This window comes from Bacillus sp. FSL K6-0042 (genome assembly GCF_038006685.1).
GTDB classification, from domain to species: Bacteria; Bacillota; Bacilli; order Bacillales; family Bacillaceae_G; genus Bacillus_A; species Bacillus_A pseudomycoides.
Window position 1 is genome coordinate 4,651,269 of sequence record NZ_JBBOVS010000001.1, and the last position, 13,324, is coordinate 4,664,592.

Consider the following 13,324-nt stretch of genomic DNA (forward strand, 5'->3'; position numbering starts at 1 on the left):
AATGAGTTATACTTTGTTTGGTTTAAATAACAATAGTGTGTCATAAATGTTTTAATGTGTTATACAATAAAACTGTCAGAAAAAGAAGAGTTGTGCTATACTATTTTTGTGAAACAAATTGATTAGAAAACTTATCATTTGTTAAAAAATAAGGTATGATGTATAAAAATAAGGTGAAGCTTTCCGAGTATAGTTTAGAAAAGAAAGTGAAGAACTTCACGCTTTTAGAGCGTGTACCTATTTAATCTCTAAAGTGGTAGGAAAGTAGAGGGGGAAAATCATGACAAAGCTGCAACGTATTCAAAAAGTTTTAGTAGCTAACCGTGGAGAAATTGCAATTCGTGTATTCCGAGCTTGTTCAGAACTTGGATTAAATACAGTTGCAATTTATTCAAAAGAGGATAGCGGTTCTTACCATCGCTATAAAGCAGATGAATCTTATTTAGTGGGAGAAGGCAAAAAACCAATCGATGCTTACCTTGATATTGAAGGTATTATTGAGATTGCGAAAAGCAATCACGTGGATGCAATTCACCCTGGATATGGTTTCTTGTCAGAAAATATCCAATTTGCTAGACGTTGTGAAGAAGAAGGGATTATCTTTATCGGACCAAAGAGCAAACATTTAGATATGTTTGGAGATAAAGTGAAAGCAAGAGCACAAGCGCAATTAGCAAATATTCCAGTTATTCCTGGCAGCGATGGACCTATTAATTCACTAGAAGAAGTTGAAGAGTTTGCTAAGAAGTATGATTACCCGATAATTATTAAAGCCTCCCTTGGTGGTGGTGGCCGCGGTATGCGTATTGTACGTAGCGGTGATGAATTAAAAGAATCTTATGATCGTGCAAAATCAGAAGCGAAAGCAGCTTTTGGTAATGATGAAGTGTATGTTGAAAAATTCGTTGAAAAACCTAAACATATAGAAGTTCAAATATTAGCAGATGAAGAAGGAAATGTTGTGCATTTATATGAGCGTGATTGCTCTGTACAACGTCGTCATCAAAAAGTAGTTGAAATTGCGCCAAGCGTGTCACTTTCAGATGATCTTCGTCATCGTATTTGTGAAGCAGCGGTACAGTTAACGAAAAATGTAAATTATTTAAATGCTGGTACGGTTGAGTTCCTTGTAAAAGGCGATGACTTTTATTTCATTGAAGTAAATCCACGTGTTCAAGTAGAACATACAATTACAGAGATGATTACAGGCATTGATATTGTTCAGTCACAAATTTTAATTGCAGATGGACACGCTTTACATAGCCAAATCGTAAGCATACCAAAACAAGAAGACGTTATTGTGCATGGTTATGCGATTCAATCTCGTGTAACAACAGAAGATCCGCTTAATAATTTTATGCCTGATACAGGGAAAATTATGGCGTATCGTTCTGGTGGTGGTTTTGGCGTTCGTCTTGACACAGGTAACAGTTTCCAAGGGGCTGTTATTACACCGTACTATGATTCATTACTTGTAAAAGTAACAACTTGGGCGCTTACATTTGAACAAGCGGCTGCGAAAATGGAGCGCAACTTAAAAGAGTTTCGTATTCGTGGTATTAAAACAAACATTCCATTCTTAGAGAATGTAGTAAAACATAAAAACTTCTTGTCAGGAGAATATGATACGTCATTTATTGATGCATCACCTGAACTGTTCGTGTTTCCAAAACGTAAAGACCGTGGAACAAAGATGTTAAGTTATGTTGGTACGGTAACAGTAAATGGTTTCCCAGGAGTAGGGAAGACAGAGAAGCCAATTTTCCCAGATGCACGTATACCAAATGTAAAACATTATGAATCGATTCAAGATGGAACAAAACAAATTTTAGACGAACGCGGAGCGGATGGATTAGTAAAATGGGTGCAAGATCAAAAACGTGTACTTTTAACAGATACAACATTCCGAGATGCGCACCAATCATTACTTGCAACACGTCTTCGTACAAAAGATTTAAACCAAATTGCTGAACCGACAGCTAGAATGTTACCGAATTTATTCTCAGCGGAAATGTGGGGCGGTGCAACGTTTGATGTTGCGTATCGTTTCTTAAAAGAAGATCCATGGGAACGACTATTAGAACTTCGTGAAAGAATGCCAAATGTTTTATTCCAAATGCTTCTTCGTTCATCAAATGCGGTTGGTTATAAAAACTATCCAGATAATTTAATTCAAAAATTTGTAGAATGTTCAGCACAAGCTGGTATCGATGTATTCCGTATTTTTGATAGCTTAAACTGGGTGGAAGGTATGAGAGTTGCAATTGATGCTGTAAGAGAGAGTGGTAAAATTGCAGAGGCAACTATGTGTTATACAGGGGATATCCATGACCCAATGCGCAGTAAATATGACTTAAATTATTATAAAAACTTAGCGAAAGAATTGGAAGCGTCAGGAGCACATATTCTAGGTATTAAAGATATGGCTGGATTATTAAAACCAAATGCAGCCTATGATTTAGTTTCTGCTTTAAAAGAAACGGTATCGATTCCGATTCACCTTCATACGCATGATACAAGTGGAAATGGTGTTTTAACGTATACGAAAGCAATTGAAGCAGGTGTTGATATTGTCGATGTAGCTGTAAGCTCAATGGCAGGTCTAACATCACAACCAAGTGCAAATACGTTATATTATGCGCTAGGTGGAAATGAAAGACAACCAGATGTTAATGTGGATTCATTAGAAAAACTTTCATATTACTGGGAGGATGTTCGTAAATATTATGCACCATTTGAAAGTGGTATGAATGCACCTCATACAGAGGTATATATGCATGAAATGCCAGGTGGTCAATATAGTAACCTCCAACAACAAGCGAAAGCAGTTGGTTTAGGAGACCGATTTGATGAAGTGAAAGTGATGTATCGCCGTGTAAATGATATGTTTGGTGATATTGTAAAAGTAACACCATCATCAAAAGTTGTTGGCGACATGGCGCTATTTATGGTACAAAATCACCTTACAGAACAAGACATTTTTGAGCGTGGACATTCTTTAGATTTCCCAGGTTCTGTTGTGGAAATGTTCTCTGGAGATCTTGGACAACCATATGGTGGCTTCCCGAAAGAATTACAAAAAATCATTTTAAAAGGGAAAGAGCCATTAACAGTAAGACCAGGGGAATTGTTAGAACCAGTGGACTTCGATGCTTTAAAAGAAGAGTTGTTCCATAAACTTGGACGTGAAGTAACGATTTTTGATGTTGTTGCATATGCATTATATCCAAAAGTATTTATGGATTATGAAAAAGTCGCTGGGCTTTATGGAAACGTGTCTGTACTCGATACGCCAACATTCTTCTATGGTATGAGGCTTGGTGAAGAAATTGGTGTGGAAATTGAACGTGGTAAAACATTAATGGTTAAATTAGTATCAATTGGTGAACCACAACCAGATGGGACACGTGTACTTTACTTTGAATTTAACGGGCAACCGCGTGAAATTGTTGTGAAAGATGAAAGTGTTAAATCAACAGTCGCACAGCGTGTGAAAGGGAATCGTGAGAATCCAAATCATATTAGTGCAACAATGCCGGGAACGGTTATTAAAGTTGTTGTAAATGAAGGTGATGAAGTGAAAAAAGGCGATTCCATGGCAATTACAGAAGCGATGAAGATGGAAACGACGGTTCAGGCGCCATTCAATGGAAAAGTGAAGAAAGTATATGTAAAAGATGGCGATGCGATTCAAACAGGCGATTTACTTATTGAACTAGAACAATAATAATAAAGAAAAGAGTTGCTTGAAGGCAGCTCTTTTCTTTATATAAAAATAATAACTTGCCACAGTGGCAAGTTATTAAAACGATTGTTTATTTTGCGTTGTAGTTGATGGGTGTGCCTCTTTTGCATTTGCTGTGCTTCGTGTACCTAACATGACTAAATAGCATAATACAGCAAAGAGACAAGAAATAAAGAGTGAATGTAACAATGCCATTGATAAACTTGCATTAGTATAAACGACTAAAATACCAACAATTGCTTGAAGTGTAACGAGAATAAATGAGATAATCCATCCCCAATATACAACCCGGTGCTGTTTATAGTGACGAATAGCAACAATCATTGCGTATAGGATCCAAGCAAATATTAATATTGCGGCAACCCTGTGTCCCATTTGAACCCATTCATGCAATTGAGTAGGCCATGGTCTGTTTTTACTACAAAGTGGAAAGTCTGGACAAGCTAAACTTGCACGCTCGTGACGTACTAAAGCTCCTGTATAGACGACAATATAACTGTAAATTGTTACACCGTAAATATGAAATTTCATTTTTTTGTCCATAATGAGAGAACGTGCATCGAATTTTTTGTCGATTTCAAAAATAAGGCACGTTAGTAAAATGACAGAAGCAAACGAAATTAAGGAAATACCAAAATGAATAGCTAATACAGCAGGTACTTGTCCCCAAACAACTGCGGCAGCTCCCATGAGTGCTTGTGCCACTAAAAATACGAAAGATAAAACAGCTAGCGTTTTTGTTTCACGTACATGTTTATAATATTTCCAGGATAGGATACAAAGAAGTGTAACGAGAATTCCTGCCGATCCTGATGTTAAGCGGTGACTTAGTTCAATAATCGTTTCCATTGATAGATTAGAGGGAACGAGTTCACCATTACAAAGTGGCCAAGATTTACCGCATCCTTGACCTGAACCTGTTTTTGTAACTAAAGCCCCTCCTAATAAAACCCCTAGTAAGTCGAGGCTTGTAATGACTGCTAACCATTTAATAAAGCGTTGCAATCTGTTTCACCATCTTTCTGTATGAAGTTATTGCGAAATATTTTCATTCCATCAATTTTATAGAACAAAACGCGCTACAGTCCTATGATATATAAAAAATAATAAAATAGCAAAGAAATGGAGAAGGGGGATAAAGAGTTTGAAATAAGAAAAAAACGGGGTTTAAATTACATATTTTAGGAGAAGTTATTTCTATTATAAAAAGAAATGGGAAGAATATATGCTAAATATGACAAAATAGTTTATTATAGAAGGTAACCTCATGTTATGATTAGGAAGTAATGGGAGAAACTTTTTTGTCATTCGACACAAAAAGTTCACGTTTTCTTCACAAATTGTTAGGGAAATATGATTTAATATACTCGAGTATGAGCGTAGATTAGTAGTAGAGTGAGAAAACAACATTTCTACTGTAATAATATTGCTATATAGAAGCGTAATACTTTTGTAAAGTAAAGACGCGAAAGAAGGATGAAAGTTTTAAGAGGGGGTTGAAATGATGAACCATGCAACAAGTGAGCTGCATGATGAGTCAGCTATAACAAATGTGCCGGAAACAACACGTGTACAAGATTTATTAGCGCTCGTTAAGATGGGGATTGTAAACTCGAATACACTTACGGTATTTACAGGATTTTGGTTGGCTTTACACTTTAATGGATTAAATGCTGTGAACCATTTGGATAAAATGTTCTTTACAATTGTCGGCTCGGCTTTAATTATGGCAGGATCATGTAGCTTGAATAACTATATTGATCGGGATATCGATCACTTAATGGAACGGACAAAAAATCGTCCGACAGTAACAGGAAAATATAAACCTAGTTTTGCGTTAACATTAGGTATGACTTTATTGCTTCTTGGTTTTGTATTCTTGTTATTTACAACACCAATGGCAGCAATTATAGGTTTCATCGGTGCTGTCACATACGTTGTTTTGTATTCATTATGGACAAAACGAGCATATACACTAAATACAGTAGTAGGTAGTGTATCTGGAGCAGTTCCACCTTTAATTGGTTGGGCAGCAGTTGATCCTAGTTTAGATCATCCAATTGCTTGGATGCTATTTTTAATTATGTTTATTTGGCAAATCCCACATTTCCTCGCGTTAGCGATGAAACGTGTTGATGAATATCGAAATGCAGGTATTCCCATGCTTCCTGTTGTACATGGATTTGATATTACAAAACGTCAAATCATGATTTGGACAGTATGTTTATTACCACTACCATTTTATATGAGTGGACTGGGAGTAACATTTATGGTAATTGCAACATTGCTTAACATTGGATGGATCGTATTAGGATTCTATGGATTCCGTAAGAAGGATGACATAAAATGGTCCGTACAAATGTTTGTCTACTCCTTGAATTACTTGACAATCTTATTTGTGTCAATGATTGTAGTTACATTCTTCTAAGACAACGACATGAGGGGATTTCTTTACGTTGAGATTTACTTTACTTACTATAAATAAAGTACAATCTAATTCACAAAGAAAGTGGGGGTTGTTTGTATGAAGAAACAGTGGCGACTGCTTTCATTCGTTTCACTGCTGGCTTTACTGTTAGGGGGATGCGGTAAAGCCTTTCAATCTACTTTAATTCCGCAAGGTGAAGTAGCAAAAATGCAATATGATTTACTCTTGTTAGCAAGTGCAATTATGGTAGGTGTCGTACTTGTAGTTACTATTATTTTCTTGTATGTAATTGTGCGTTTCCGACAAAAGAAGGGTCAAGAAGATTATATCCCAAAGCAAGTTGAAGGAAATCACAAACTAGAAATTATATGGACAGTCATTCCGATTATTCTTTTGCTGATATTGGCTGTTCCAACTGTTACATATACATTCAAACTTGCTGATGTAAGTGCGATGGAGAAAAAGAATATTGATAAAGACACAATCGTTGTTGATGTAACAGCGAATCTTTATTGGTGGGAATTTTCTTACAAATCAGAAAAAATAGTAACTTCACAAGACCTAGTTATCCCCACAGGTAAAAAAGTATATTTGAATTTGAAAGGTGCTGACATTAAACATTCGTTTTGGGTCCCATCTTTAGCTGGGAAAATGGATACGAATACGGATAATGTCAATAAAATGTGGTTAAAGGCAGATAAATCAGGCACTTATAATGGTTTTTGTACAGAATTTTGTGGCCCATCACATTCTTTAATGCAATTTAAAGTAAAGGCTCTTGATGAAAGCGAGTACAAAGATTGGATTGCTGATATGAAGAAACTTGATGGTAAGAAGGAAGTTTCTTCTCCAAAAGAACAAGAAGGTCAAGAAATATTCAACAAAAGCTGTATTGGTTGTCATGCAACTGGATCAAATGATAGTAGACCACCTTCTGCACGTATCGCACCAAACCTAGCAAACTTTGCTGATCGCGATATGGTTGCCGGCATTGCTGAAAATAATGAAGAAAACGTAAAAAAATGGTTAAAGGATCCTGAAAATATGAAGCCAGGAAATAAAATGACTGGTAAATATGGCAACTTAACGGATGATCAAGTAGACGCATTAAATGCATATTTGAAAACGTTAAAAGTTGAGAAGTAAAGAGGGATTATTTGCGAAGGGGAGGTTGAAAACGTGAGTTCTGTAGCAAAAAAACAGGGGATGGGTGCTGTTATATGGGATTATTTGACGACAGTAGACCATAAAAAAATTGCCATTCTCTATTTAATTGCAGGTGGATTGTTTTTTATCATTGGCGGAATAGAGGCATTATTTATCCGTCTTCAATTAGCGATTCCAAACAATGCTTTTCTTGTTGGGGATGCTTATAACCAAGTATTAACGATGCACGGTACAACAATGATTTTCCTCGCAGCTATGCCGCTCGTGTTTGCATTTATGAACGCCGCTGTACCACTTCAAATTGGGGCACGGGATGTGGCGTTTCCATTTTTAAATTCACTTGGATTTTGGTTATTTTTCTTCGGTGGAGTATTTTTAAACTTAAGTTGGTTTTTAGGAGGGGCACCTGATGCAGGGTGGACATCTTATGCATCGTTATCCCTTGCTTCTAAAGGACATGGTGTTGATTTTTATGTACTAGGGTTACAAATATCAGGTATAGGTACACTGATTGGTGGTATTAACTTCCTTGTCACAATTATTAATATGCGTGCACCTGGAATGACATATATGCGTATGCCAATGTTTACATGGACAACATTTGTAACTTCTTCACTTATTTTATTTGCTTTCCCACCATTAACAGTGGGATTAGCACTACTTATGTTAGATCGCTTATTTGGCACAAGTTTCTTTAACCCAGCTTTAGGGGGGAACACGATTATATGGGAACATTTATTCTGGATCTTCGGTCACCCAGAAGTGTATATTCTTATCCTTCCAGCTTTCGGAATATTCTCAGAAATTTTCGCTACATTCTCTAAAAAACGACTATTTGGTTACTCATCTATGGTATTTGCAACGGTGTTAATTGGATTTTTAGGATTTATGGTATGGGCGCATCATATGTTTACAGTTGGTCTTGGACCTGTTGCGAACGCTATTTTCTCAGTTGCAACAATGGCAATTGCAGTTCCGACTGGTATTAAAATATTTAACTGGCTCTTTACAATGTGGGGTGGAAGTATCAGGTTTACAACGCCAATGATGTGGGCTGTTGCTTTTATTCCATCATTTGTAATGGGTGGTGTAACAGGGGTCATGCTTGCCTCGGCTCCAGCTGACTATCAATTCCATGATAACTATTTCGTTGTGGCGCATTTTCACTACGTAATCGTTGGTGGAGTTGTATTTGGACTATTAGCAGGTGCACATTATTATTGGCCACTTATGTTTAACAAAGTATTAAATGAAACCTTGGGGAAAATAACATTTTGGTTGTTCTTTATCGGCTTCCATTTAACATTCTTTATCCAGCATTTCCTTGGTTTAATTGGTATGCCACGTCGCTACTTTACGTATTTACCAGGCCAAGGATTAGAAACGGGGAACTTAATTAGTTCGATTGGTGCTGTATTTATGGGGCTAGGAACGATTGTTCTGTTATTTAATGTTGTGAAAACATCGTTGTCTAAAGAGAAAGCTGGCCGCGATCCGTGGGATGCTCGTACATTAGAATGGACAATGCCTGCACCTACACCAGAATACAATTTTAAACAATTACCATTCGTTCGCGGATTAGATCCGTTCTGGATTGAAAAACGTGAAGGGAATAAAGAAATAACACCAGCAGAGCCTGTTAGTGATATTCATATGCCAAACTCTTCATTTTCACCATTTGTTATATCTCTTGGATTATTTATAGCAGCATTTGGTGCGATGTACATGCAAGGTGGGAAAGATAAGTTTTGGTTATTGGTTGCAATTATTGGACTTATCATTACATTTGGTGCAATGTTCTTACGTTCAGTAATTGATGATCATGGTTATCATATTCATAAAGAAGATTTAGATGACAAGGGGGGCACAGCGTAATGCATGTAGAGGAAAAATTAACAAATGAAACGTTTCCAGCAGAGCCTGAAAAAGCAACCCTTGAGGGGAAAAATAAGTTTGTTGGATTTTGGCTATTTCTTGGAGGCGAAACTGTATTGTTCGCTTCCTTATTTGGCACATATTTAGCGTTAAAAAATTCTACAAACGGTGGCCCCACTTCTCAAGAAATGTTTCAAATGCCACTTGTCTTTATTATGACGATGCTTTTGTTAACAAGTAGTTTAACAAGCGTGTATGCGATGTATCATATGAAGAACTTTAACTTTAAGCAAATGCAGCTTTGGTTACTTGTTACAGTATTATTAGGATTAGGGTTTTTAGGGTTTGAGATTTATGAATTTTATCATTATACACACGAATTCAAACATACGATGAGAAGTAGTGCATTTGGTTCAGCGTTTTATGCGCTTGTTGGAACTCATGGATTACACGTATTGTTCGGATTATTATGGATCTTAACATTAGTTTTTCGGAATGCGAAGCGCGGGCTGAATTTATATAATGCTCCAAAGTTTTACGTCGCATCTATTTACTGGCACTTTATTGATGTAGTTTGGGTGTTTATTTTCACTGTAGTATACTTGATGGGAATGGTGGGATAAACAATGGCGATAAAGCAAACAAATACAAGTAACTCAAAAGTAGATCTTGTTTATCGTAGAAAAAAAAGTGCTGAGGAAATGAGACATCAAGTGATTACATTTGGTCTAATGATTTTCTTAACGATTGTAGCTTTTGTGGCAGTCGCTTATCCGAAAACATTTAGTCCTCTTTTCTCTGTACCATTTATTTTACTATTAGCTGTTGTTCAAGTAATATTTCAATTGTATTATTTCATGCATATGAGTCATAAGGGACATGAAGCAGCAACCTTTTTCTTATATTCTGGATTATTGATAGGGTTGTTAACCATTTTAGCTTTTATGACAATTGTTTGGGTTTAAAAAGTAAAGGATAGGGAGCTTGAAGTTATCTTCGCTCCCTTTTTCCTATGAGGGTAAGGAGTTCATATTGAAAGGGTGGGTGTAAAATGGGCAACTTATGGATATTTGGTTTTCAAGCTTTATGGAGCCCGATCTTTTTACTTTTTATGGTGTCTATCCTTATCTGTTACTTTCTTATTATCGGGCCGTATAGAAATCGGCTCGAAAATGCAGAAAAGGTAAATAAAAAGCAAATGTTTTATTTTACGACTGGGATTATCCTGTTGTATCTTGTAAAAGGTGGGCCTATTGATTTACTTGGACATATTGTATTTAGTGCACATATGTTTGAAATGGCAGTGATGTACATCGCTGTACCACCATTATTGTTATTGGGGATTCCAGTTTGGTTATACACATATATTACCTCTTTCCGTTTTATCCAAGTGATATTGACTATGTTTACAAAACCGCTTATTGCTCTGTTTGTATTTAATGGATTATTTTCTATTTATCATTTGCCTGTTGTTTTTGATGCTGTAAAGCAAAATCAAGTTGCTCATCCTATTTTTCTTGCTGTTTTATTTTTTACAGCAATGATGATGTGGTGGCCTATGCTAAATCCATTACCGGAGTATCAAACATTAAGTGAAATAAAGAAAATTGGTTACATGTTTGCGAACGGTGTATTATTGACACCAGCTTGTGCGCTAATCATATTTGCTAGTGAATCGTTGTTTGCTACATATACGGATCCGAGTGCGTGGATGAAAGCGATGGAGCTCTGTGTACCTGCGGGAACATTGGGTGATTTAAACATAACCGGACCAGAATTTTTACATTGGATGCCGATTGTGCAAGATCAACAAACAGGCGGTATCATTATGAAAATTGTCCAGGAAATAGTGTATGGTACAATTATTGGCTATGTGTTTTTTAAATGGGCACGTAAAGAACGTAAAAAAGATGAGGAGCAACTACAGGAAGTGCCTCCTTATTTGCAACCAAAATAAAGAAGGTGTATCACATGGATACACCTTCTTTACTATTCTATAACTGCAAATTCCTTCAGTTTTTTTTCAATATTTTGCAAGAGTTGTTCGCTTTTTTGGATTACGTTTGTAGGGAAAACTTCATTCTCACCATATTCAACGCCATGTGGATAATAATGTTTTCCTAACAATGGTGGAAGTAATTTAACTTGTGCATGGCGTCCTCCGATTTCACCTTCTACCGCAAAGCCTTGTATCCGTAAGTAATATACATCCTTCAATATTTCAAATTTATAGTCATATGTAACTCGCTCATAATCCCACTGTCCAGCAAGTACAAAACGTTGATTTTGCATAACTTCCGTGAGCAGTGTAAAATCAATGGTCGCCCCTATAAGTTTTGAATTTGTAAATTGCATGGAATACCTCCTTATCTTTATTTGAAAACCTTTAATTTTATAATAGTATGAATAATGAGAAATCGCAATTCATATTGAGAGAAAAGGGAGAATCACGGCTTTTTTTATTAAAATATGATATAGTGAAAATAGTGCGGTACACACAAAAGGGAAGACAGGCATTTGTGTATATCTCAATTTTATGTTTGACCAGGAGGTATATTGTTTGAAGAAATTATTACGTATCGTAATGATTACGGTTTTTATTTTAGCTATTGATTTATACGGGAAATTACTCGTTTCGCAATATATATTACAGCCATCTCATTCTAAGCAGGAACATAAGATTGTTAAGAAAAAGAAACAGATAAATGAAGGATTTCCAGAGACAATCTCCCAATTAATAGGAGGCGATTCGGAAAGTTTATTAGCAAAATGGGGTGAGCCAGCTCGAATCGAACCTTCTGCGTATGGTTACGAATGGTGGATTTATAATCAAGATTTATCACAATATGTGCAGTTTGGTGTTGCAGAACATAAAATTGTAACAGCTTATGTTGCTGGTAATAAAGTGGATGTAGTTCCATTTCGTATGGATGAAAAATATGAAGATGTCTATAAAAAAAATCCATTCTCACATGAAATTTCTTTGAAAAAAGGAAGGAACAGCTATCAATTTGAATTATCTGATACTGAAATTGCAGAACAACCACTTGTTTCGATAGAAGAAGATGGTTGGGCGCAGTTATACTTTGATCGATTCACACATAAACTTGTCGGAATTCGGTATATGGATGATGAGACATTGCTTCGACAAAGGCCGTATCAGCTTGTTTATTCTGGAGAGTTAGGGGCGGAGCAGCCAATTACTCCAGAGAAAATGACACAAATAGAACATGGAAATATGCAACAAATTCTAGATTTGACGAATATTATTCGTAGTCGTCATCAACTACCGTTACTAACATGGGATCAACAAACAGCTGAAGTGGCTTTTGGGCATAGCAAGGATATGAAAGAGAATAATTATTTTTCGCATGATTCGCCGGAATTTGGGACTTTAGGAGATCGATTACAACGTGGTCAAGTCGCATTTCAACTTGCAGGTGAAAATATAGCAGCACAGCATACTGATGGGATCGCTGCAGTACAAGGTTGGTTGAATAGTGAAGGACATCGGAAAAATTTGCTAAATGAACAATTTACTGGACTAGGTGTTGGAGTCTTCGATAAATTTTATACTCAAAATTTCATTAGAAAATAGGAAAAGGTGCATGAATCGTTTAAAAATAGGCGAACCATGCGCCTTTTTTTTCTTACAATATAGTAGATACATCTGAAGAGGTGAGGATTATGACAAAAACAAAAGGACCATTACATCCTTCTGTTCAACAGTTTAAAGAGTTTGTAAACCATCACCCTAAAATGGTTCATGAAGTTCGAAATGGTGAAAAAACATGGCAACAATTTTATGAGGAATGGTATTTACTTGGAGAACAGGATGAAATGTGGAAGGTATATAAAGCAGATGGAGAAACGATTTCTTCTCCAGCTCAAGAAAACAATGATGAAAAAGCCGTCGATTTGATGGGACAAATGCTTTCTTTTTTAAAAAAATTAGATGCAGAGCAAATGCAGCAACATCTAGCTAATGTAACGAGTGCGATTGGGAGTGTGCAACAGGTTATTCAGCAATTTCAAGAGAATCGTACACAACCTGAGCAAAGAACTTCTGAAAACAACCCATTTTTCTTTCGAAAAGATTAGGAGGAAAG

At 36.3% G+C, this 13,324-nt stretch carries 11 protein-coding genes; 9 read left to right on the forward strand and 2 right to left on the reverse strand.

The annotated features are described in order from the left end of the window. Positions 1 to 280 precede the first annotated feature (280 nt). Positions 281 to 3,727 (forward strand): pyruvate carboxylase, encoded by a 3,447-nt coding sequence (pyc, locus tag MHH45_RS24075; RefSeq protein ID WP_016116061.1) that lies wholly within the window; start codon positions 281 to 283, stop codon positions 3,725 to 3,727. Between the two features lie 75 nt (positions 3,728 to 3,802). Here the strand turns inward: pyc and MHH45_RS24080 are convergent, their stop codons facing one another. Continuing rightward, complete coding sequence (locus MHH45_RS24080; RefSeq protein WP_016116060.1) at positions 3,803 to 4,750, reverse strand: COX15/CtaA family protein; 948 nt, start codon at positions 4,748 to 4,750, stop codon at positions 3,803 to 3,805. Positions 4,751 to 5,249: 499 nt separating this feature from the next. Between MHH45_RS24080 and cyoE the strand changes: the two genes are divergently transcribed. From cyoE to ctaG, 6 genes are all read left to right on the forward strand, one after another. Then, positions 5,250 to 6,173 carry a heme o synthase gene (cyoE, locus tag MHH45_RS24085; RefSeq protein WP_016116059.1) on the forward strand — a complete coding sequence of 308 codons (924 nt, stop codon included), beginning with the start codon at positions 5,250 to 5,252 and terminating at the stop codon, positions 6,171 to 6,173. Positions 6,174 to 6,269: 96 nt separating this feature from the next. After that, the gene (coxB, locus tag MHH45_RS24090) at positions 6,270 to 7,319 is read left to right on the forward strand and encodes a cytochrome c oxidase subunit II (RefSeq protein ID WP_016116058.1); all 1,050 of its coding nucleotides are present in this window, start codon (positions 6,270 to 6,272) and stop codon (positions 7,317 to 7,319) included. 60 nt (positions 7,320 to 7,379) lie between these two features. Continuing rightward, entirely contained in the window at positions 7,380 to 9,215 is a 1,836-nt protein-coding gene (gene ctaD, locus MHH45_RS24095) for a cytochrome c oxidase subunit I (RefSeq protein WP_170927914.1), read from the forward strand. Beyond that, positions 9,215 to 9,838: a cytochrome c oxidase subunit III gene (gene ctaE, locus MHH45_RS24100; RefSeq protein WP_003199716.1), complete on the forward strand. Its 624-nt coding sequence runs from the start codon at positions 9,215 to 9,217 to the stop codon at positions 9,836 to 9,838. The genes ctaD and ctaE overlap by 1 nt, the downstream gene beginning before the upstream one ends. A gap of 3 nt (positions 9,839 to 9,841) precedes the next feature. After that, positions 9,842 to 10,180 (forward strand): cytochrome c oxidase subunit IVB, encoded by a 339-nt coding sequence (ctaF, locus tag MHH45_RS24105; protein ID WP_003199718.1) that lies wholly within the window; start codon positions 9,842 to 9,844, stop codon positions 10,178 to 10,180. 86 nt (positions 10,181 to 10,266) lie between these two features. Next, positions 10,267 to 11,172 carry a cytochrome c oxidase assembly factor CtaG gene (ctaG, locus tag MHH45_RS24110; RefSeq protein WP_016116056.1) on the forward strand — a complete coding sequence of 302 codons (906 nt, stop codon included), beginning with the start codon at positions 10,267 to 10,269 and terminating at the stop codon, positions 11,170 to 11,172. 32 nt (positions 11,173 to 11,204) lie between these two features. On the opposite strand, the gene MHH45_RS24115 is transcribed toward ctaG, so the two are convergent. After that, complete coding sequence (locus MHH45_RS24115) at positions 11,205 to 11,570, reverse strand: YugN family protein (protein ID WP_003199722.1); 366 nt, start codon at positions 11,568 to 11,570, stop codon at positions 11,205 to 11,207. Positions 11,571 to 11,775: 205 nt separating this feature from the next. Here MHH45_RS24115 and MHH45_RS24120 point away from each other — a divergent pair, with 205 nt between their 5' ends. Beyond that, the gene (locus MHH45_RS24120; RefSeq protein WP_016116055.1) at positions 11,776 to 12,813 is read left to right on the forward strand and encodes a CAP domain-containing protein; all 1,038 of its coding nucleotides are present in this window, start codon (positions 11,776 to 11,778) and stop codon (positions 12,811 to 12,813) included. 89 nt (positions 12,814 to 12,902) lie between these two features. Beyond that, positions 12,903 to 13,316 carry a YlbD family protein gene (locus MHH45_RS24125; protein ID WP_016131895.1) on the forward strand — a complete coding sequence of 138 codons (414 nt, stop codon included), beginning with the start codon at positions 12,903 to 12,905 and terminating at the stop codon, positions 13,314 to 13,316. Positions 13,317 to 13,324: the final 8 nt, after the last annotated feature.

Coding starts and splice junctions, on each gene's coding strand:
- pyc (WP_016116061.1), top strand. CDS start 281: ATGACAAAGCTGCAACGTATTCAAAAAGTTTTAGTAGCTAACCGTGGA.
- cyoE (WP_016116059.1), top strand. CDS start 5,250: ATGAACCATGCAACAAGTGAGCTGCATGATGAGTCAGCTATAACAAAT.
- coxB (WP_016116058.1), top strand. CDS start 6,270: ATGAAGAAACAGTGGCGACTGCTTTCATTCGTTTCACTGCTGGCTTTA.
- ctaD (WP_170927914.1), top strand. CDS start 7,380: ATGGGTGCTGTTATATGGGATTATTTGACGACAGTAGACCATAAAAAA.
- ctaE (WP_003199716.1), top strand. CDS start 9,215: ATGCATGTAGAGGAAAAATTAACAAATGAAACGTTTCCAGCAGAGCCT.
- ctaF (WP_003199718.1), top strand. CDS start 9,842: ATGGCGATAAAGCAAACAAATACAAGTAACTCAAAAGTAGATCTTGTT.
- ctaG (WP_016116056.1), top strand. CDS start 10,267: ATGGGCAACTTATGGATATTTGGTTTTCAAGCTTTATGGAGCCCGATC.
- MHH45_RS24115 (WP_003199722.1), bottom strand. CDS start 11,570: ATGCAATTTACAAATTCAAAACTTATAGGGGCGACCATTGATTTTACA.
- MHH45_RS24125 (WP_016131895.1), top strand. CDS start 12,903: ATGACAAAAACAAAAGGACCATTACATCCTTCTGTTCAACAGTTTAAA.